The organism is Ruegeria sp. AM5 (assembly GCF_056540645.1).
The window spans coordinates 651,489-670,450 of sequence record NZ_JBQFXC010000002.1; the positions used below are offsets into that span (position 1 = coordinate 651,489).

Below are 18,962 nucleotides of genomic sequence, written 5' to 3' on the forward strand. Positions count from 1 at the left end.
CGGCGGAGACGGCAGGAGCCTCCGGCGGAAGTATTTGGAAACAGATGAAGGGGCGGGGCCGCGCACGGACCCGCCGCCTGAGTTAACCGATGAAGGCCTTGTAGCCGGCCTCGTCCATCAGGTCTTCGAGCTGCGAGGCGTCCGCGATCTTGATCTTGTAGATCCAGGCCTCGCCTTCGGGGTCTTCGTTCAGCGCGCCGGGATTGTCGGCCAGTGCCTCGTTCACCTCGGTGATCTCGCCGTCGACCGGTGCGTAAAGCTCGGACGCCGCCTTGACGGATTCAATCACGCCGATCTCGCCGCCTTTTTCGAACTCGTCGCCTGCTTCCTGCTGTTCCACGAACACCACGTCACCCAATTGCTCGGCGGCGTGTTTGGTGATGCCCAGCGTGGCGGTGTCGCCGTCAACGCTCAGCCATTCATGCTCTTCGGAATAATAGGTTGCCATGTCTCTCTCTCCTGACTTCAACGCTTGTAATTCTGTTTGACGAAGGGCAGCGCCACGATCTCAGCCGGTTGCGGCTTGCCCCGGATGATCAGGTTCACTTTCTCGCCCGGCTCGCCATGGCCTTTGCTCACATAGCCCATCGCCACCGGTCCACCCACCGTGGGGCCAAACACGCCCGAGGTGATCTGACCGATGCTGTTGCCCTCAAGGCACCGCACTTCCACACCCTGACGCGCAGGCGCACGGCCTTCGGGCTTGATGCCCACCAGCTTGCGCGCGGGACCTTCGGCCAGTTCCTTTTGCACGCGGGCCGCGCCCGGGAAACCGCCCTCTTCCTTGCGGCGCTTTTGCATCGCCCAGCCCAGCGAGGCCTCGACCGGCGAGGTGCTCTGGTCGATGTCATTGCCATAAAGGCACAGACCTGCCTCAAGCCGCAGGCTGTCGCGCGCGCCCAGACCGGCCGGCTCGCAATCCTCATGCGCCAGAAAGGCTTTGGTGATCTCGATCGCCTTGTCCTCGGGGATCGAGATCTCGTAGCCATCCTCGCCGGTATAGCCCAGCCGCGAGATACGGCACTCAACACCGTTGATATCGGCAACCGTGGTTTCCATGAACTTTAGATCACGCGCGGCGGGGCACAGTTCGCCCACAACGTTTTCCGCCGCAGGGCCCTGAACCGCCACCAGCGCGCGGTCGAAAATCTCGATCACTTCAACGCCTTCAAGGTGCTCACGCATATGCGGAATGTCCTGATGCCGCAGCGCCGCGTTCACCACCACAAAGTAATGATCGCCCGCATTCGACACGATCAGGTCATCCATGATCCCGCCTTCTGCGTTCGTAAAGAACCCGTACCGCGCCTTGCCTTCCTTCAGCGTCGCATAGGCCTGCGGGCAAAGCGCTTCCAGCTTCTCACCCACATTCTCGCCCCGCAAAATCACCTGACCCATATGAGACACATCAAACACCGCCGCCTTCTCACGACACTGCTTATGCTCCCCCATAATCCCCAAAGGATACTGAACAGGCATCTCCCATCCCGCAAAATCAACCAACTTACCCCCCAACTCAACATGCAAAGCGTGAAGAGGCGTGCGTTTTAAGGATGAAGTCATGGTGGCCACCTGCTCTGTATCAGTTACCAAGAAACGTTCCTGTCAGTCTGACCCAAGCTGCACAGATTGCAACGATTCAGCCCAGGATTTCAGCGGATCGCCTCGATCACGGCAGAACAGTATACGGGTGCATGCATCAATAATGTTCCTATAGGAAACTTTTTTCCGTTAGGCAACACTCCTTGTTCGGAGTCAGTAAAACTGTGCCGAGCACCCGCCCATAGCTGGTGGACATCCCCGATAGTAACTTGGTTTCGCGTGGAAAATCATGAAATGGTCTTCAACTTACCTTCATTCCTCAAGGGAATGAACTGCGCGATCAAGCACCCTGAGACCCGCAACCAAATCCTCTTCGGCTGTGTCTTCGGCAAAATCGTGGCTGATTCCGTCAATCGACGGGACAAAGAGCATCGCAACCGGCATCAGGCGCGAGACATTGGTGGCATCGTGGAGCGCTCCGGATGGCATGTTGCGCCAACGCCCCGGCGCAATGGCCTGCGCGCCGCTTTCCAGCGCACCGCGCAAAACCGGGTCCATGCTGACGGGCTCTAACCCCAGCATCGGGCCGTAGGTTAGTGTTACGCCCTGCTCTTCGGCAATCTGCTGTGCGGTCGCGCGAATGATGTCTTCCATACGCACCAGACGCTCAGGATCGCCGTCGCGCCATTGCATCGAAAACCGCACCCGTCCCGGCACGATAGAGGACGCATTGGGTTGAACATCAACACGCCCGATGGTCCAGACGGTTTGCGGCGTGACCACATTACGGAACCGGTCATTGAGGCGCGTGTTGAACAGCGACAGGGCCTGAAACGCGTCACGTCGCAAATGCATTGGCGTGGTTCCAGCATGGTTTTGCTGGCCTTGGAAGGTGATGACCATATCGCGGATGCCGACGATATCGGTGACAACGCCGATCTGTTCACCGGCTGCATCCAGTGCCGGGCCCTGTTCGATGTGCATTTCGATGAAGCCGCTGAACCGGACAGGATCAACAAAGCCTTGCGACTTCTTTGCCATTTCAGCCCGCGCGCTGCCAAAGGTGACGCCTGAGCCATCAGTCAGCACGTCCGCCTGTTCCAAAGATAATCCACCTGACCAGACCGCCGATCCGGTGGTGACGCCGAACCGCCCCTCTTCGTCCTGAAAACTGACGACCGAGATGGGTCGATCACTAGAACGCGCGATTTCCAGTGCCGCAATGACGCCCAGGGCTCCGTCCAGCCAACCGCCCTCGGGCTGGCTGTCGGAATGCGAGCCCATCAGCAGCGAGGGTCCATCAGCCAACCCGAACAGGTTTCCAACCGGGTCGACATGCGGAGTCAGGCCAGCCTCGGTCATGCGCGCGGCGAGCCACTGGCGCGCGGCGATATCAGCTTTGGAATAGGCGGGGCGGACGACACCCTTGCCGACGCCCGAAGCCCCGAATGAACGCAGCGTGTGTAGATCGGTCAGAAACCGTGTGTGATCGACAGCCATGGGTCCTCCTTGTCGGGGTGACCATAGCGGTAAACTTCGCCTGATATAGGAGTTTTTTCGGGCCCGCGTGAAAGCCCTCTGGTCCCGGCCCCGAACCTGCCCTAAGACGTCAACGCAAGAGGGATCATCATGTCACATATCACATTAGTGCGCCACGGGCAGGCCAACACAACCGCACGGGATGAGCTGAGCTATGACCGGCTGAGCGAACTGGGTCACCAACAGGCCCGTTGGCTGGGCGCGCATCTGCGCGATACCCGCCTGCATTACCCTCGGGTTTATTGCGGCACACTCAACCGGCACGTGGAAACTGCGGCCAGCATGGGGCTGCCGCAGCCAACTCGGGATGCGCGGCTGAATGAGATAGAGTATTTCACCCTTGCCCAGTTGTTCCAACAGCAGCACGGGGTTGAAATACCAACCGACCGCGAAGGCTTTGTCGAGCACTTGCCCCGCACCTTTGCCGCCTGGTCCCGGGGCGAGATCGAAGATACGCCGGAAACCTTTGAAGAGTTCGAGACTCGCGTTCGCGACGCTCTGCGAGAGATAGGTACCGAAGGCGGTCCGGCAATTGTCGTAACCTCGGGCGGGCTGATCTCGATGGTGGTGCGGCAGGCGATGGGCTTGGATATCCCATCGATGGCGCGGGTGGCGCTTGCCATCATGAACACGTCGATGCATCGTCTGCACCCGATTGGCGCGCAGCTAAGTCCGGTTCTGTTCAACGCAGTGCCCCATCTGGAAGCGCCAGACCGTCAGTTCGCGCAGACCCATCTGTAAGGAGGCTACAATGCAACTTTATTATGCCCCCCGCACAATCTCGGTCGCCGTGGCAATTGCGCTGGAAGAGGCCGGGCTTGAGTATGAGGCCATCCAACTGGACTTTGCCGGAGGTGAGCAAACCAAACCCGCCTATAAGCAGATCAATCCAAAAGGTCGGGTCCCGGCACTGGTTGTGGATGGCGGCATTCTGACCGAAACCGGAGCGTTGTTGGAATACATTGCCGCTAAAGCGCCCGAGGCGGGATTGGTGCCATCAGATCCGGTTATGGCGGCGCGGATGCGAGAGGTGATGTTTTATCTCGCCTCGACCATGCATGTGAACCATGCCCACAAGATGCGCGGGCCCCGTTGGGCAGACAAGAAATCCAGCTGGAAAGACATGAAGGACAAAGTCGCGCAAAACATGACTGAGTCCTGCGCATATATCTCGTCGAACGGGTTGCGTGGGCCGTTTGTTTTGGGCGAGGCGTTCTCGCTGGCCGACGCGTACCTGTACGTGGTTTGCAGCTGGCTGGAGGGCGACGGTGTTGACGTCTCGGCCTTTCCAAAGATCATCGCCTTCCGCGAAGCGATGGAGGCGCGTCCCTCGGTACAGGCGGTACGCACTGCCGGTATGCTCTGACAAAAGGAATTGGAATGACACATCTCTGGGTCCGGGCAGAACAGCGCCCGAACGAGGAACGGGTCGGGCTGACCCCCGAAGGCACTGCCGCGTTGATCGCGGCAGGCATCCGCGTGACGGTCGAGGAAAGTTCCGTCCGCGCCATCGCAATTGATGGCTACAAGGACGCGGGCTGTGAAATCGCGGCTGAGAATTCCTGGCCCAATGCCCCGCTGGACGCGATCATCTTTGGCCTCAAGGAGCTGCCCGAGGACGGCACGCCCCTGCCCCACCGCCATATCATGTTCGGCCATGCCTATAAGGGGCAACATTCAGGACGCGCGCTTTTGCAGCGGTTCAAGGCTGGCGGCGGCACACTTTATGATCTGGAGTATCTGGTCGAGGAAAACGGCCGCCGGGTTGCCGCTTTCGGCTATTGGGCTGGGTACGCGGGGGCTGCCGTGACGCTCATGACATGGGCGGCCCAGCAACGAAATGAAGAATGCCCGCCGGTTGGTGTTTATAAGAACAAAGACACGTTGAACGCCGAATTGCTGGCCGAGCTGGACTCCACCGGCGCCGACCGTCCCCGCGCCATCGTCATCGGTGCGTTGGGCCGTGTTGGCACAGGCGCGGCTGATCTCTGCGAGGCAATGGGCGTCAGCGTTACCAAGTGGGACATGGCCGAAACCGCCCGCGGCGGACCATTCCCAGAAATCCTCGATCACGACCTGTTCCTGAACTGTATCTTCGCTCGTCCCGGCACACCTGTCTTTGTCCCACGGTCAGCGCTGACCACCTCGCGGAACCTTACAGCTATCGGCGATGTGGCCTGCGACCCGGATAGCGATTACAACCCGGTGCCGGTCTATGACCGCGCGACCACATGGGATGCCCCCGCCTTGCGCGTGGCCACCGATCCGGTGATGGATGTTATGGCGATCGACAACCTGCCGTCGATGCTGCCTGTCGAAAGTTCCGAGGACTACGCGGCGCAATTACTTCCGTCGTTGTTGACCCTCACCGATCTGGATAGCGGCGTCTGGGGCCGGGCAGAAGCAACTTACAAAACTCATATTGAAGGGATCTGAGCGATGACGATTCACTGGTGCGGCACCGGCCTGTCGGCCATCCCCGGCCTGCGCCGTCTTATTGAAGGCGGGCACAAAGTCACTGTCTGGAACCGGACCATTGAGAAGGCCAAGACAGAGGTCGGTGACCTCACCGACGACATCCGCGCCTTCGACATCGACGCATTGGGTGCGGTGCTGGAAAAAGGTGACGCCATCGTATCGATGCTGCCTGGTGACTGGCATGTACCTTTGGCAGAATTGGTAATCTCGAAAGAAGCCAACTTTGTCTCTTCCTCATATATCGCACCTGAGATGCGCGCGCTGGACAGCAAGGCCCGCGAGGCCGGAGTAGCGCTGGTTAACGAAGTTGGGTTGGACCCGGGCATCGACCATCTGATGGCGCATGCGCTGGTTGCCGATTACCGCGCCTCGGACGCGTTTGATCCCCAAAACCACCTGAGCTTTATCTCTTATTGCGGAGGCGTTCCCAAGAATCCCAACCCGTTCCGCTACAAATTCAGCTGGTCACCTCTGGGTGTGCTCAAAGCGCTGCGCTCTCCTTCCAAGTCAATCCGGGACTACGCGCCGCTGGATGTCGCCCGACCTTGGGACGCGATCACCAGCTACATCGCACCGCTGCCCACTCCGGAAAGCTTCGAAGTCTACCCGAACCGCGACTCGATCCCCTTCAAGGCCGAGTACCAGTTCGAGGATCACTGGCCGGTCAAGGAATTTGTCCGTGGCACCCTGCGCCTGAACGGCTGGGCTGACGCGTGGTCGGATGTGTTCACCGAAATCGAAACGCTGTCCGGCCCCGAAGGCGATGCGCGCTTGAAAGAGATGTCGGATCAGTTCTGGGCCGAGAACGCCTATGACGAGGGCGAGCCTGACCGCGTGGTTTTATGTGTGGGCCTGAAGGCGGAAAAGGACGGCGTTGAAGTTTGGCACAAAACCTATGTCATGGATGCCTGGGGCGACGCGCGCGGGACGGCGATGGCGCGGCTGGTTTCGATCCCGGTTTCACTGGCCGTCGAGGCCGTGCTGAACCGCGCTATTCCCGCAGGAGTTCACGCTGCACCCAGCGACCCGAAGCTGGTGCAGGACTGGATGCGCGAGATCGACACGCTGGCACAGCACCTGCAGATCGTGGACCACACGGCCTAAATCACAAACAGCCGCTCCGGTACCTTCGGAGCGGCTGCGTTCTTAATGCGGCTTAACCCGCTATCGTCAGATGTATTGCGCAATCACCGCTTCAACATCACAGCGATTGATGCCCAGTTCTGACAGATCGGAATCAGAAAGCCGGTTCAGTTCCTGGGCGGCACAAACGATATCCGCCCTGATCGCGTGTATTCTCATCGCCCGGTCAAACAGCATCAATGCGCTTTTTGAAGGGGGTTGTTTCGGGATTGGGTTGGCATCCAGCATACTTGTTACCTCAGCAAAATTTAAAATGGACCGATTTCCGTTCAGCGCCGGAAAGGCTTAAACGCCGTTCAGATAGGGTATGTTCTGATAGACGTTCCGATATACGCGCCGCCTGATCTCACCACGCGGAATGCCGATATCAAAAAGCTGATGATCGCTGAGTTCTTCAAGCGCCCGGATCGTGTTCTTGTAGACCTTGCGGCGCTGCCATCCTGACTTTGGCACTGTTTGGTTCACAAGTTGGCCAAAAAGCAGATCCCGATGATCTGCTCCGGTTGCATTGACATGTGCCATGACGGTTCCTCCTAGATTCATCGCTGTGTTTGATGAACCTGATCAAAGAACTCGACATTAACCCCGACGGAAGGCCGCATTAATTTTGCTTCATACGCTAGGATAAGCTGACCCGTCGCCAGATCACCGACTACATCAGATCGTTTTCAACGTCCTCGGCTGAAATTCCCAGCGCATCCAAACCGTTTTCCAGATGGTCCGACAAATGCGGTGTTCCGATCAGATAATCCGCGCAAGGCGTCGAGGCTTCGGACTTAGCCGTCGCAATCGCTTCGGCCAAATCCTCGGCAAAAAAGCTTTCTCGACCGATCCACATGACGGCCACCAGCTCTGCTTGCTCATCCTCACCCATACGGTCGATGAATGCGCGCAATTCGCCCTCGGCCCGGTCCAGTTCACGCCCCATCATGGCCACCTGGGCGATCTTTCTTGCCGAGATTTCCAACATCTGTCTCAACTCCTCGTGTTCGCGGTCCAAGCATTTCTGCACGATCCCACAGGTGACCGTCTTTGATCTTGCGCAAAGCGGAGGGCTTTAGTGCCGCGACCGGGATACAGGCTGATCGGGAACCGGCGCGGTACGAAACGGGCTGAACCGCGCCCGTTTGAACCACAGCTTCACCGCCTGCCAGTGGATCAGAAACACCGCCCGGCGCGCGCCGAACGGACGCCGCCAGAGAGACTTTAGAATGATCCGGTTGCTGTACGGCTGGCGCGGACCGGTCAGCGTGGCAATCAAACCGCCTCGGGCACGCCCATAATCGATCCAGACACCAACACGTTCGTCCTGATAGTCAAAGCGGAAGGTATAGGTGCCCTCGATCTTCTGAAACGGAGAGACATGCATCAGCTTGTCCGAAAATATCCGATCGGTAGGTGCAATCGGTGAAAGATCGGGTTTGTGGCACAAATAGCTATGGCGTGTGCCATAAGTGTTGGTCACCTCGGCCACCACAGCATAAAGCTGGTTATCTTTATCAAAACAGAACCAGAAACTGACCGGATTGAACACATGCCCTAACACACGGGGTTGTGTCAGCAAGGTCATCCTGTCCGGTTGTGGAATATCTTGCGCCTCAAAGCATTCACGCAGCCAGATCGCCCCGCGACCCTGACCAGGTTCACCCCCATGATCGCAATCTCGCCAGCTTGTCAGGTTCGCGCCATTGATCGAAAACAGGGATGGGGTCTTGGGGTGGGCCTCGGGGTCTAGCAAGATGTAATCGACGGAATAGCGAAACGCATTCTCGACTGCACCTTTGCGCCCGTGAAAGGTATGGCCCGCGATATAATCAATTCTGTTCATGAAACAGATTTTCCGTCCTGCCCGCAAATCATTCAATTGACATGCATTTCCGCATATCTGGTATCTCACAATACGATATTCAGCCGGTTTTGGATGAAATTTATCCAACCGACTGATCCACCTTGGGTGTCCCCACGTATTGTGGTTATGTTTACCGAGACTGACACCGCGACATTGGACGAACCGGCGGCAGAAGCTGCTGCAAGAATTGTTTGGCGCGGACCTAAGCGTTTTAAGGGCAACTCGGTGAACGGACAGAATAATACTTGTGGCGCCAGAAAGGATTGGGTGGAACACGTCCGTCGAATCCGAGACGCTCAGGATCAGGCGGCCTTCGCCGAACTGTTTCAGCATTTCGCGCCTCGTATCAAGGCGTTCCTGATCAAGTCCGGTTCGGATGCCGCCCTGGCTGAAGAATGCGCGCAGGAGGTCATGGCGACCTTGTGGCACAAGGCGCATCTGTTTGACCCGACAAGGGCAACGGTTGCGACCTGGGTGTTCACGATCGCAAGGAACAAGCGCATTGACGTATTGCGCAAGCAACGCCGCCCAGAACCCGAAGACCTCGGGTGGGGGCCGGAGGCGGAGCCGGAACAGGAAGACGTTCTAGCGCTGCAACAAGAAACCGCGCAGCTGCGTGATGCCATGGCGGCATTACCTGAGGCGCAAAGACAGCTGATCGAGAAGGCCTACTTCGGAGATCTGAGCCATCGAGAAATCGCATCTCAGACCGGGTTGCCCTTGGGAACGATCAAATCACGGATACGGCTGGCGCTGGACCGCTTGCGCCACGCGATGAACTGAGATGACGAGCATGAAAAACGAGATTAAACATCACCTGACAGACGACCTGCTGATGGCCTATGCCGCAGGCAATCTGCCCGAAGCGTTTGACCTGATGGTCGCAACGCATCTTTCTCTGTGCGACCACTGTCGCGCCCGCGCTGAAAGCTTTGACGCAGTTGGCGGATGCGTTTTGCAGGAACAAGATGTGTCAGCAAGCATGAGTGACGGTTCGCTGGCGGCAACAATGGCGTTGATTGCTCAGGGCGCACCAAAGGTGAAACCCGCGCACCCGTCTTGTGCAGTTCTTCCGACACCGCTGCAGGACTATGTCGGCGGCGACGTGAACGCGATCAAATGGAAGCCCGTCGGCATGGGTGTCAAACAGGCAATCCTGCCCACGACCAGCGAAGCCACCGCCCGGTTGTTGTTTATCCCCGCCGGGGCAGCAGTGCCGGATCACAGCCATAAAGGCATCGAACTGACGATGGTCCTGCAGGGTGCATTCTCTGACGAGATCGACCGCTTCGACCGCGGCGATGTCGAAATCGCTGATCAGTCTATCCATCATACCCCTACGGCAGATATCTCTGAAGACTGCATTTGCCTGGCCGTCACTGATGCTCCACTGAAGTTCAGCAAGCTGATGCCGCGCCTGTTCCAGCCATTCCTTCGAATCTGATCCGTTGTGGTAGGGTTGTTTATCGACGCTAACTAAATCGGGGTTTTCAATGTTCTTAAGGATGGCAGTCACAGCGCTTTTGCTGACTTTTGGAGCCAGCGTTTCCGCACAGATGTCCGCAGATGTTAAATTCCAACCGGGCAATTTCGGAACGATGATGAACGGTACTGTCACCGGCGACGAATATTTCGACTATAAACTCGGAGCCAAGGCTGGGCAGGAGATGTTCGCCGACCTTAAGGTCAGTGACACCAATGGCAACGGCGTGATCTATTTCAACATCTTGCCGCCGGATAGCGACGGCGTCGCAATTTACAACGGCTCAATCGATGGAAATACCGCCCGGATCGAGCTTCCCGATGATGGCGACTACACCATACGTGTTTATCTGATGGGTAACGATCGCGACACAGGCAAGACGGTTGGTTACAATTTGGACCTGTCGATCCAATAACGCTTACCCTTCGGTTTTGCCCAGCGGCACGACGTTTGTTTGGTCATCCGGCGCAAGCTCTTCGAAATCGAAATTATCCAACCGTTGCGCCCGGCGACCCGCCTTTTCCGCGCTGATCTTGATTTCCGAGATATCCTTTGCAGCCTGCCCGAAATGACGGTCGAGATTCGACACCCGGTCGCCTAAACGTTCCACATCCTTATGCAGCAGCCCCAATTCCTTGCGGATCGCACCGGCCTGTTCGCGCATACGCGCATCTTTAAGGATCGCCCGCATGGTGTTCAGCGTCGCCATGCACGTGGTGGGTGAAACGATCCAAACGCGTTTCGAGAAACTCTCTTGCACCAATTCAGGGAACTTGGCGTGCAGCTCGGCATAGACTGCCTCGGAGGGCAAGAACATCAAAGCGCCGTCGGCAGTTTCACCGTCCAGAATGTACTTCTCAGCAATATCGTTGATGTGCTTGCGCACTGTACTGCGGAACATCTGCACGGCTGCTTTCAGCTCCATATCATTGGTCGATCCGATCAGCGCCTCATAGGCTTCCAGCGGGAACTTACTGTCGATCACGATTGGTCCGGGAGGGTTCGGCAGGTTGATCAGGCAATCAGCGCGCCGTCCGTTCGATAACGTGGCCTGCAGCTGAAAACTATCTGATGGCAGCGCCTTTGAAACGATATCGTTCAGCTGGATTTCCCCGAATGCCCCGCGCGTCTGCTTGTTCGACAGAATATCCTGCAATGACAGCACGTCGCCTGAAAGCTTGGTGATATTGTCCTGCGCCTTGTCGATGGCCGCCAGACGTTCCTGCAATTGCGTCAGCGAGGTCGCCGTCTGTTTCGACGAACCATGCAGCGATTCCTTCATCCGCTCCTGCATCTCAGCCAGGGCGCGTGCCGATTTCATCGCGTTATCCGCCAGCCGGTCATTCATCTGCTGTTGCACTGATGACAGGCGGGATTCAACGGTCTGGATCACCTGCACCTGCGCGTTGGCCTGCGTATCCGAGACATGCTGTAGGCCACCCCGCAGTTGTTCCTGCCCCTGGCCCAGTTGCTGCACATGCTGCCCAAGGTGCGCCATCTGCCGGGCCAGCGGCTCCGCCATCCGAGCTGAACGCTGTGACGCTCGAAGTGACAGAAACAGAAGCAGCAGAATCAACACCACCACCCCGCCTGCAATCAGGATGATTGGGTCATTCAACGCATATTGGGTGCCAGCAATCTCGATCATATCGCCTCAGATGTTCTTGTTTTATTCTTCATAGCCCGAGCGGGCCAGCGGATCAACTGCGGCCGAACAGGCGTTCGATATCGCTCAGCTTCAGTTCCACATAAGTTGGCCGCCCGTGGTTGCACTGCCCGGAATGGGGCGTCGCCTCCATCTCACGCAGCAGGGCATTCATCTCTTCGGCCCGCATCCGACGGCCAGACCGAACCGAGCCATGGCAGGCCACGCGGCTCAGGATCGCCTCGATCCGCGCTTGCACCATCTGGCTTTCGCCCTGATCGGCAAGCTCATCAAGGATATCGAGGATCATCGCGCGGGCATCGACCTCGCCAAGAATGGCCGGAGTTTCGCGCACGGCGATTGCCCCGCCACCAAAGGGTTCGATGGTCAATCCAAAGCGCGACAGGTCCTCTGCAACGGCCATCAGCCGCGCGCAGTCGCCGTCTGTTAGTTCGACAATTTCAGGGATCAACAACGCTTGTGCAGCAACGCCATTTTCGGCCATCTGGGACTTGAGCTTTTCGTAAACCAGCCGTTCATGTGCGGCGTGTTGATCCACGATCACCATGCCGTCTGCCGTTTGGGCGATGATGTAATTCTCGTGCACCTGCCCGCGCGCCGCCCCCAAGGGCAGGTCTTGCGGCTCATCCACCGGTGCAGTTTCGGGCACAGGTTCCATGATGCGTCCGCTATAGTCCTGCGACAGTTCCGCAAAGCCCGGAGACTGCGCCCGATAGGCCGCCTGACGCGCCGCGGGTGACGGGCGATCCATTTGATACACCCGTGCCGGGGTTGCAGGTGCGGGCTCGGGCCGCATCGCACCCAAGGTTGCGTTGGCCACGGTCGAAGATGCCCGGTGCCCGGCCTCGGCTAATGCGTGACGCAGGCTGGACACGATCAAACCACGCGCGAGGCCCGGATCGCGGAACCGAACCTCGGATTTTGCCGGATGCACATTCACATCCACCAGCGTCGGATCACAGTCGATGAACAGCGCCGCCGCCGGATGCCGGTCGCGGCTGAGGAAATCGAAATAGGCCGCACGCAGGGCACCGGTCAACATCTTGTCGCGTACGGGTCGCCCATTGACGAACAGATACTGCGCCACTGCAGCCCTGCGCGAATAGGTCGGCAGCGCGGCATAGCCATAAAGCCTGAGCCCTTCGCGTGTGGCATCGATCTGCAACGCATTCTCGGCGAACTCACGGCCAAGAACGCGCGCCAATCGGGCATGCAGCGCATCAAACAGATCGCCATTCTCGCGGTCGGCGCGGAAGGTCACGCGCCCCTCACCCCCGCCCGAGACATCGCGCAGGGTGAACGCGACCGAAGGCTCGGCCATCGCCGAACGTTTCACAATGTCTGAAATCGCCTGCGCCTCGGCCCGGTCCGTGCGCATGAACTTCAGCCGTGCCGGGGTGGCGTAAAACAGGTCTCGCAACTCAACCACAGTCCCAGCGCGCAAGGCTGCTGGCTTCACTGCATCCATTTTGCCACCGGACACCTGGATCGAGGCCGCATCAGCACCCGAGACACGGCTGGTGATGGTCAAACGCCCGACAGCCCCCAGCGAGGGCAGTGCTTCACCGCGAAATCCAAATGTGTGGATATTCAACAGATCTGACCCGTCGATCTTCGATGTCGCATGGCGCGACAGCGCCAGAGGCAAATCCCCCGCGGCGATCCCACACCCATCATCGGTGACACGAATCAGGGTCTTGCCGCCATCCGCGACCTCAATAGCGATGCGTGTGGCCCCGGCATCGATGGCGTTTTCGACCAGTTCCTTGACGGCAGAAGCAGGCCGTTCCACGACTTCACCCGCTGCAATCCGGTTGATCGCTGCGTCGTCAAGCTGTCGAATGACCGGCCGATTGTCGCTGATATTGGGGTTAGCATACACCATACCGCTAGACCTAGCATAGGTGCACGCGATTCGACCACCGGTTTGAATTGTGAAGAGCGGGCTTTAAACGAGGTATCCGGCCAGTTTGACCGCGCCGTTAAGGGGGTAGCGACTAAGGTCAAAACTGGCCGGATATACCAGAGTGAGTGGTGGTCTTGTGGTTTCCAATTGAAAGTTTGGTATCACCGAAAATGGAATAAATCTTGTTAAGAATTCGTGATTGTTTCCACTTGGCGAAGTTCAGCCGAAACTGCATGATGGGCGTTGGCGTGAATACGCCAAGTCAAGCCTGACTGGGCGCTCCGCTGCGGGTTCGGCATGGGCCAAAAGCAGCGGTCAGCGCCAGAATCAGGCCTGATATCGTGGCGATCATTCCAGCGGCGCTGACAGCATCCGCAGCCCCCAACCACAATGGGCCATAGCCCGCTAAAACATAACCGGACACGGCGGAAAGGGTTGCGAACAGGACACTCCAGACGATCTGGACTTCCAACCGGTTGGTCATCATCCGTGCCGCAGCTGGCGGGCAGATGAACATTGCAATCACGATGATCGACCCCACTGCATCAAATGCCGCGACAGCAGCAATCGCAGCTATGATCACCAGAGCCATCCCTAACGCACCAGTGCGGATACCAATTGTGCGCGCAAAGCCTTCATCGAAGGTCGATATCTTGAGCGGTCGCCAGAACAACCACGTGAACAGCAAGACCCCCGTCAATGTCAGCGCAATGCGCGGCAATTCAGGTGGCAACCCTGCCAATGCCTGTAGATCCAGCAGCGACGACCAGTCCGTTGCATCCAGCCAGATCAAGCTTTCCAGATTGCCATAAAGCGCATGTTCAACGTCCAAATGGACGGTCGACGTGTCAGTCTGCTCAAGCAGTAGGACACCACCGGCGAACATGGTCGTGAATACGACACCCATCGCTGCCCCCGGCTCGATCTGACCCAATCGCCGGATCGCTTCGATCATGACCACGGCGACCACAGCAGCCCCTGCTGCGCCAAGCATCATCGGCCAAGTTGAAATTGCGCCTGTCAGCAGAAACGCGACGACAATACCGGGCAACACCACATGGCTGATCGCGTCACCAATCAGTGCTTGCTTGCGCAGCACCAGAAAGTTGCCGGGCAGAGCGCATGCGATGGCCGCGAATGTCCCAATCAACAAAGGCGTCAGCGACAGGGGGACGAACTCTTCTCCGCTCATGGCGTGACCTCCTGCGGGCCGCCGATACGACGATCGATCTCGGCGATCTGATCGCGAGTCAGCACAGTCTCGATATCGCGCAGCCCATCGTACAGCGCCGCAGTGGCCTCATGCGCCTGATCCGCGCGGACGATCTCCCACCGCTTTTCGTCTCGTAGGGCTTTGGCCGCACGCGCCTTCCCATGCTCCGTTGCAACTCCATCGGCGCGCACAAGGCCGGTGCGGCGTAGCAGGCGAATGGTTAGGGGTTCATAGATCTGCTGTCCCTGCGCCAGTGCCAGCAGTCCCTGCCGAATGTGCACTCGACGCTGGAACCGAAGGTGGCTGAGAATAGCTGCCAACACACCCCGAACCGGCGCGAACAGGAGCGACAGGGCAAAGAACCCAAAGCTGACCAGAACGATGATCGGTCCGGTCGGCAGGTTCGGAGCCGAGGCCGAAATACCTGCCCCCAGATACCCTGCAAGACCTCCGGCCAAACCTGCCAGAACGACCACGCGGTCGGATCGCTCCGTCCAGAACCGCGCTGTCACAGGCGGGATGATCAGCAGAGCAACAATCAGGATTAGACCAACGATCTTTAGCCCGACCACGGTCACCGCCATCACGAGCCCCATCATCGCCAGATCAATCCGATGCACGGGCAACCCGCGCGCAGCGGCATATTCAGGATCGAAGGCGACCATCGTCATCGGGCGGCGGATGATCATCACCAGTACCAACGTTGCCGCGCCACCGATCGCAATGACCAGAGCATCAGCCCACAGCATCCCAGCAGTAGAACCCAGCAAGAATCCTTCCAATCCTGCCTGGCGTCCAACCCCCATGGTTTGAATAACGGTCAGCAGTACGACACCAAAACCGAAGAACACCGATAACACTGCGCCGATCGCTGCATCTTCTGCCAAACGTGTGCGACTGGTCAGCCAGTTCATACAGAGCAAACCAACCCATGCGGATATTGCCGAACCTGCAAGCAGTCCGATCAAATTACGCCCATCACCACCGAAAGCCACCAGCACCATGAAGGCAAGGCAAACGCCCGGTAGGGTCGCGTGGCTGATGGCATCGCTAACCAGCGCGCGTTTACGCAGGAATAAGAACGTGCCCGTCACACCTGCCGAAACGCCCAGTAACGTCGCACCAATAGCAACCAGCGTGGCGTTATAGCCAAGCTGTAAGGTCAAAGCCTCCCAAAGCATGATTACCCCAGCGCGCGCGAAATCTGATCGATCTGGGCCGTTGCAAGACGTCCGCCATAAGCGGCTTGCAGCGTTTCAGCGGTAAAGGCCTGTGCAACCGGACCTTCGGCCACTTTGCGGGTGTTTATCAGGAACACATGGTCGAAATAGTCGGTGACCGTGGCCAGATCGTGATGCACTACAACAACGGTCTTGCCAGCCTCTTTCAACGATTTCAGCACGGCGATGATCGCCTTTTCAGTCGCGGCGTCCACGCCTGCAAAAGGTTCGTCCAACAAATACATGTCGGCATCCTGTGCCAAAGCGCGCGCAAGAAAGACCCTCTGTTGCTGACCACCAGAAAGCTGCCCGATCTGACGGTTGGCAAATTCCCGCATCCCGACACGGTGCAGACAGTCCAAGGCACGGGCGGTATGGCGGGCACGAACACGACCCAGCAGGCCCAATTGACGCGACAAGCCCATCAGCACCACATCAATCACGCGCGTCGGGAAATCCCAGTCCACGCTGGCGCGCTGTGGTACATAGGCGATGCGTGCCCGCTGGTCCTCGAGCGGCTGACCAAACACGGTCACCTGACCCGACAGTGGAGACACGATCCCCAAAGCAGCCTTTAGCAAGGTTGATTTGCCAGCCCCATTTGGCCCGATAATCGCCGTCATGGCGCCGGGCTGCACCGTCATATCGACCGAGAAAACCGCTGGCTTCTGACCGTACGAGACGGTCAGACCACGAATGGCGAGAGGGCAAAGATCGATGTCCTGCCCGTCGACAGAAACGCCCAGAACTGTTGCGAGTTCAATCATGGTTTAAAACCCCGCCGACAGTTTGCCGTTCATGCCACGTTCGGGAACATCCGCGCCCAGCGCGCCGGCGATAACGGAAATGTTGTGATCAAGCATGCCGATATAAGTACCCTCATATGTGCCCGGCTCGCCCATCGCGTCGGAATACAGCTCTCCGCCGACACCCACTTTGTGACCTTCGGCCGAAGCACCCTCGATCAAGGCACGCATGGATCGATCTGAAACGGAACTCTCCACAAACACGGCGTTCAGCTGACGCTCTACCAGAGTTTCGACCAACTCACCGATCCGGTTCAACCCTGCCTCGGATTGGGTCGAGATGCCCTGAATACCCAGCACCTCATAGCCATATTCATCACCGAAATAGCCAAATGCATCATGCGCAGTCACCAACACGCGGTTGTTTTCGGGAACGGCCGCCAAAACCTGCTTGCCATAGGCGGCCAGCAGATCGATCTCGGCCAGAAAAACTTGTGCGTTGGCTGCGAACTCATCTGCCGCTTCGGGCCGGGCTTCGGTCAGAGCTTCCTGCACTTCGATCACGACATCGCGCCACAGAACCGGGCTCATCCAGACATGCGGGTCAAATTTGTCAGCGTAATCGTCATGGGCGCGCAGTTTCGATGTGTCGATGCCATCCGCCACGGCAACCACTGTCCGCTTGCGGCCCAGATCGTCAAAGAAACCTTCCATCTGAGCCTCTAGATAGAGGCCGTGCCACAGCACCAGATCAGCGCGGGTCATCGCAACAATATCGGTGCGGGTCTGGCGATAGGCGTGCGGGTCGACACCGGGTCCCATCAAGCCCTTCACGTCGACCTGTTCACCGCCGACCTGGCGCGCAGCGTCTGCAATCATGCCGGTGGTGGCGACGACTTTCAGCGGCGCTTGAGCGATTGCGGCGACGGGCCACACAAACACGAGAGCCAATGCCGTAAGTAGCGATCGACGAATCATTTCAGACTCCGAACGGTTATCCTGTTAAGTCAAAATATGAGAACCATTCGCAACTAAGTCAATGCAAATGCGAATTAATCGCAAGAAAACGACTATATTTGTCCATTTGGTCAAAAATTTGCCCCTTACGACGCTGGCACACCTTCCCTTTCGCTGCGACCCATGCGATTTTGACGCGAACCTCCAAAAGGACGGAATAATGGAAACGCAGAGCTCAGAAAGCACCGTGCGCACCCCGCATCTGCCGCAAGTGACCGAGCCCCGGAACCCAGGAATGGATCTGGATCTGGATTGGGTACGGGCCGTGCAGGCCAACACTTCGGCCATCGAGCGCCGCGCAGCGACGCTGCCCGGTCGGCGGTCAGTGAAAAAAGAATACCAGGCCGCATGGCTGCTCAAGGCGATCACAATGATCGACCTGACCACGCTATCGGGCGATGACACGGTTGGGCGGGTTCGTCGCCTGTGCGCAAAGGCTCGTCAGCCTGTCGCGTCTTCAGTTCTGCAGGCGCTGGACATGCCGCCGATCACAACCGGAGCGGTGTGTGTCTACCATGACATGATCGAAACGGCTGTGGACGCATTGGAAGGCACTGGTATTCCGGTTGCGGCGGTATCCACTGGCTTCCCGGCCGGGCTCTCTCCGTTTCATCTGCGTGTGGCAGAGATCGAAGAAAGCGTGAAGGCCGGAGCCGAGGAGATCGACATCGTCATCTCGCGCCGTCATGTGCTGTCTGGCGACTGGCAGGCCCTGTATGATGAGATGAAGGCCTTCCGCGTCGCCTGCGGCGATGCACATGTCAAAGCCATTTTGGCGACCGGAGAGCTGGGCAGCCTGCGCAACGTCGCCCGTGCCTCGCTGGTGTGCATGATGGCAGGGGCAGACTTCATCAAGACCTCGACCGGCAAAGAAAGCGTCAACGCCACCTTGCCTGTGTCGTTGGTAATGATCCGAGCCATTCGCGACTATTATGACCGCACCGGCTATCGCGTAGGCTACAAGCCTGCGGGTGGGATTTCGAAAGCCAAGGATGCGCTGGTCTATCTGTCGCTGATCAAGGACGAGCTGGGCGACCGCTGGCTGGAGCCGGATTTGTTTCGCTTTGGTGCCTCATCATTGCTGGGCGACATTGAGCGGCAGTTGGAACACTATGTGACAGGCGCATACTCCGCCGGTTACCGTCACTCCATGGGCTGAG

The 18,962-nt window shown here is 58.3% G+C and carries 21 protein-coding genes; 8 read left to right on the forward strand and 13 right to left on the reverse strand.

Going from position 1 to position 18,962, the window contains the following annotated elements:
* Positions 1–82 precede the first annotated feature (82 nt).
* The 3 genes from gcvH to ACR0AH_RS08795 all read right to left on the reverse strand — a co-directional run bounded on the left by gcvH (position 83) and on the right by ACR0AH_RS08795 (position 3,042).
* Positions 83–448 (reverse strand): glycine cleavage system protein GcvH, encoded by a 366-nt coding sequence (gene gcvH, locus ACR0AH_RS08785; protein WP_170393732.1) that lies wholly within the window; start codon positions 446–448, stop codon positions 83–85.
* Positions 449–465: 17 nt separating this feature from the next.
* Positions 466–1,563, reverse strand: coding sequence for a glycine cleavage system aminomethyltransferase GcvT (gene gcvT / locus ACR0AH_RS08790; RefSeq protein ID WP_480439042.1), 1,098 nt, complete (start codon positions 1,561–1,563; stop codon positions 466–468).
* Between the two features lie 291 nt (positions 1,564–1,854).
* Positions 1,855–3,042: a Zn-dependent hydrolase gene (locus tag ACR0AH_RS08795; protein WP_480591448.1), complete on the reverse strand. Its 1,188-nt coding sequence runs from the start codon at positions 3,040–3,042 to the stop codon at positions 1,855–1,857.
* A gap of 129 nt (positions 3,043–3,171) precedes the next feature.
* Between ACR0AH_RS08795 and ACR0AH_RS08800 the strand changes: the two genes are divergently transcribed.
* From ACR0AH_RS08800 to ACR0AH_RS08815, 4 genes are read left to right on the forward strand one after another with little or no spacing between them, the layout of a single operon-like run.
* Complete coding sequence (locus ACR0AH_RS08800) at positions 3,172–3,822, forward strand: histidine phosphatase family protein (protein WP_170514965.1); 651 nt, start codon at positions 3,172–3,174, stop codon at positions 3,820–3,822.
* Between the two features lie 10 nt (positions 3,823–3,832).
* On the forward strand, positions 3,833–4,447 hold the full coding sequence (locus tag ACR0AH_RS08805; protein WP_170566999.1) for a glutathione S-transferase family protein: 615 nt from the start codon (positions 3,833–3,835) through the stop codon (positions 4,445–4,447).
* A 14-nt stretch (positions 4,448–4,461) separates the two neighbouring features.
* The gene (locus ACR0AH_RS08810) at positions 4,462–5,517 is read left to right on the forward strand and encodes a saccharopine dehydrogenase (protein ID WP_170566997.1); all 1,056 of its coding nucleotides are present in this window, start codon (positions 4,462–4,464) and stop codon (positions 5,515–5,517) included.
* 3 nt (positions 5,518–5,520) lie between these two features.
* Positions 5,521–6,663 (forward strand): saccharopine dehydrogenase family protein, encoded by a 1,143-nt coding sequence (locus ACR0AH_RS08815; RefSeq protein WP_480591451.1) that lies wholly within the window; start codon positions 5,521–5,523, stop codon positions 6,661–6,663.
* Positions 6,664–6,729: 66 nt separating this feature from the next.
* On the opposite strand, the gene ACR0AH_RS08820 is transcribed toward ACR0AH_RS08815, so the two are convergent.
* From ACR0AH_RS08820 to ACR0AH_RS08835, 4 genes are all read right to left on the reverse strand, one after another.
* Entirely contained in the window at positions 6,730–6,930 is a 201-nt protein-coding gene (locus ACR0AH_RS08820; protein ID WP_480563455.1) for a DUF1127 domain-containing protein, read from the reverse strand.
* Between the two features lie 57 nt (positions 6,931–6,987).
* A complete protein-coding gene (locus ACR0AH_RS08825) occupies positions 6,988–7,224 on the reverse strand; it encodes a DUF1127 domain-containing protein (protein WP_480591454.1) in 237 nt (78 codons plus the stop codon).
* Positions 7,225–7,354: 130 nt separating this feature from the next.
* A complete protein-coding gene (locus ACR0AH_RS08830) occupies positions 7,355–7,672 on the reverse strand; it encodes a DUF3775 domain-containing protein (RefSeq protein ID WP_170408475.1) in 318 nt (105 codons plus the stop codon).
* Between the two features lie 87 nt (positions 7,673–7,759).
* On the reverse strand, positions 7,760–8,530 hold the full coding sequence (locus ACR0AH_RS08835; protein WP_480591457.1) for a DUF1365 domain-containing protein: 771 nt from the start codon (positions 8,528–8,530) through the stop codon (positions 7,760–7,762).
* A gap of 288 nt (positions 8,531–8,818) precedes the next feature.
* On the opposite strand from ACR0AH_RS08835, the gene ACR0AH_RS08840 reads away from it, so the two are divergent.
* The 3 genes from ACR0AH_RS08840 (at position 8,819) to ACR0AH_RS08850 (ending at position 10,449) form a co-directional block, all read left to right on the forward strand.
* Complete coding sequence (locus tag ACR0AH_RS08840) at positions 8,819–9,334, forward strand: sigma-70 family RNA polymerase sigma factor (RefSeq protein ID WP_370644455.1); 516 nt, start codon at positions 8,819–8,821, stop codon at positions 9,332–9,334.
* A gap of 10 nt (positions 9,335–9,344) precedes the next feature.
* The gene (locus ACR0AH_RS08845) at positions 9,345–9,995 is read left to right on the forward strand and encodes a ChrR family anti-sigma-E factor (RefSeq protein ID WP_170566991.1); all 651 of its coding nucleotides are present in this window, start codon (positions 9,345–9,347) and stop codon (positions 9,993–9,995) included.
* A 112-nt stretch (positions 9,996–10,107) separates the two neighbouring features.
* A complete protein-coding gene (locus ACR0AH_RS08850; protein WP_480591461.1) occupies positions 10,108–10,449 on the forward strand; it encodes a hypothetical protein in 342 nt (113 codons plus the stop codon).
* Positions 10,450–10,452: 3 nt separating this feature from the next.
* Here ACR0AH_RS08850 and ACR0AH_RS08855 read toward each other — a convergent pair whose 3' ends face one another.
* From ACR0AH_RS08855 to ACR0AH_RS08880, 6 genes are all read right to left on the reverse strand, one after another.
* Positions 10,453–11,682, reverse strand: a complete 1,230-nt coding sequence (locus ACR0AH_RS08855; RefSeq protein WP_170426200.1) for a DNA recombination protein RmuC — start codon at positions 11,680–11,682, stop codon at positions 10,453–10,455.
* 52 nt (positions 11,683–11,734) lie between these two features.
* Positions 11,735–13,585, reverse strand: a complete 1,851-nt coding sequence (gene mutL / locus ACR0AH_RS08860) for a DNA mismatch repair endonuclease MutL (protein ID WP_480591464.1) — start codon at positions 13,583–13,585, stop codon at positions 11,735–11,737.
* 283 nt (positions 13,586–13,868) lie between these two features.
* Entirely contained in the window at positions 13,869–14,798 is a 930-nt protein-coding gene (locus ACR0AH_RS08865) for a metal ABC transporter permease (RefSeq protein ID WP_170426196.1), read from the reverse strand.
* Positions 14,795–16,000, reverse strand: coding sequence for a metal ABC transporter permease (locus ACR0AH_RS08870; protein ID WP_480591468.1), 1,206 nt, complete (start codon positions 15,998–16,000; stop codon positions 14,795–14,797). Before ACR0AH_RS08870 ends, ACR0AH_RS08865 begins: the two co-directional genes overlap by 4 nt.
* Positions 16,001–16,002: 2 nt before the next feature.
* On the reverse strand, positions 16,003–16,806 hold the full coding sequence (locus ACR0AH_RS08875) for a metal ABC transporter ATP-binding protein (protein WP_480591471.1): 804 nt from the start codon (positions 16,804–16,806) through the stop codon (positions 16,003–16,005).
* 3 nt (positions 16,807–16,809) lie between these two features.
* Positions 16,810–17,763, reverse strand: a complete 954-nt coding sequence (locus ACR0AH_RS08880; RefSeq protein ID WP_480591473.1) for a metal ABC transporter solute-binding protein, Zn/Mn family — start codon at positions 17,761–17,763, stop codon at positions 16,810–16,812.
* Positions 17,764–17,962: 199 nt separating this feature from the next.
* Between ACR0AH_RS08880 and deoC the strand changes: the two genes are divergently transcribed.
* Complete coding sequence (gene deoC / locus ACR0AH_RS08885; RefSeq protein WP_170394626.1) at positions 17,963–18,961, forward strand: deoxyribose-phosphate aldolase; 999 nt, start codon at positions 17,963–17,965, stop codon at positions 18,959–18,961.
* Position 18,962 lies beyond the last annotated feature (1 nt).

What these genes read in the sequence shown, in the direction of transcription:
- gcvH (WP_170393732.1), bottom strand. Translation starts at nt 448, where the DNA reads ATGGCAACCTATTATTCCGAAGAGCATGAATGGCTGAGCGTTGACGGC.
- gcvT (WP_480439042.1), bottom strand. Translation starts at nt 1,563, where the DNA reads ATGACTTCATCCTTAAAACGCACGCCTCTTCACGCTTTGCATGTTGAG.
- ACR0AH_RS08795 (WP_480591448.1), bottom strand. Translation starts at nt 3,042, where the DNA reads ATGGCTGTCGATCACACACGGTTTCTGACCGATCTACACACGCTGCGT.
- ACR0AH_RS08800 (WP_170514965.1), top strand. Translation starts at nt 3,172, where the DNA reads ATGTCACATATCACATTAGTGCGCCACGGGCAGGCCAACACAACCGCA.
- ACR0AH_RS08805 (WP_170566999.1), top strand. Translation starts at nt 3,833, where the DNA reads ATGCAACTTTATTATGCCCCCCGCACAATCTCGGTCGCCGTGGCAATT.
- ACR0AH_RS08810 (WP_170566997.1), top strand. Translation starts at nt 4,462, where the DNA reads ATGACACATCTCTGGGTCCGGGCAGAACAGCGCCCGAACGAGGAACGG.
- ACR0AH_RS08815 (WP_480591451.1), top strand. Translation starts at nt 5,521, where the DNA reads ATGACGATTCACTGGTGCGGCACCGGCCTGTCGGCCATCCCCGGCCTG.
- ACR0AH_RS08820 (WP_480563455.1), bottom strand. Translation starts at nt 6,930, where the DNA reads ATGCTGGATGCCAACCCAATCCCGAAACAACCCCCTTCAAAAAGCGCA.
- ACR0AH_RS08825 (WP_480591454.1), bottom strand. Translation starts at nt 7,224, where the DNA reads ATGGCACATGTCAATGCAACCGGAGCAGATCATCGGGATCTGCTTTTT.
- ACR0AH_RS08830 (WP_170408475.1), bottom strand. Translation starts at nt 7,672, where the DNA reads ATGTTGGAAATCTCGGCAAGAAAGATCGCCCAGGTGGCCATGATGGGG.
- ACR0AH_RS08835 (WP_480591457.1), bottom strand. Translation starts at nt 8,530, where the DNA reads ATGAACAGAATTGATTATATCGCGGGCCATACCTTTCACGGGCGCAAA.
- ACR0AH_RS08845 (WP_170566991.1), top strand. Translation starts at nt 9,345, where the DNA reads ATGAAAAACGAGATTAAACATCACCTGACAGACGACCTGCTGATGGCC.
- ACR0AH_RS08850 (WP_480591461.1), top strand. Translation starts at nt 10,108, where the DNA reads ATGTCCGCAGATGTTAAATTCCAACCGGGCAATTTCGGAACGATGATG.
- ACR0AH_RS08855 (WP_170426200.1), bottom strand. Translation starts at nt 11,682, where the DNA reads ATGATCGAGATTGCTGGCACCCAATATGCGTTGAATGACCCAATCATC.
- mutL (WP_480591464.1), bottom strand. Translation starts at nt 13,585, where the DNA reads ATGGTGTATGCTAACCCCAATATCAGCGACAATCGGCCGGTCATTCGA.
- ACR0AH_RS08865 (WP_170426196.1), bottom strand. Translation starts at nt 14,798, where the DNA reads ATGAGCGGAGAAGAGTTCGTCCCCCTGTCGCTGACGCCTTTGTTGATT.
- ACR0AH_RS08870 (WP_480591468.1), bottom strand. Translation starts at nt 16,000, where the DNA reads ATGCTTTGGGAGGCTTTGACCTTACAGCTTGGCTATAACGCCACGCTG.
- ACR0AH_RS08875 (WP_480591471.1), bottom strand. Translation starts at nt 16,806, where the DNA reads ATGATTGAACTCGCAACAGTTCTGGGCGTTTCTGTCGACGGGCAGGAC.
- ACR0AH_RS08880 (WP_480591473.1), bottom strand. Translation starts at nt 17,763, where the DNA reads ATGATTCGTCGATCGCTACTTACGGCATTGGCTCTCGTGTTTGTGTGG.
- deoC (WP_170394626.1), top strand. Translation starts at nt 17,963, where the DNA reads ATGGAAACGCAGAGCTCAGAAAGCACCGTGCGCACCCCGCATCTGCCG.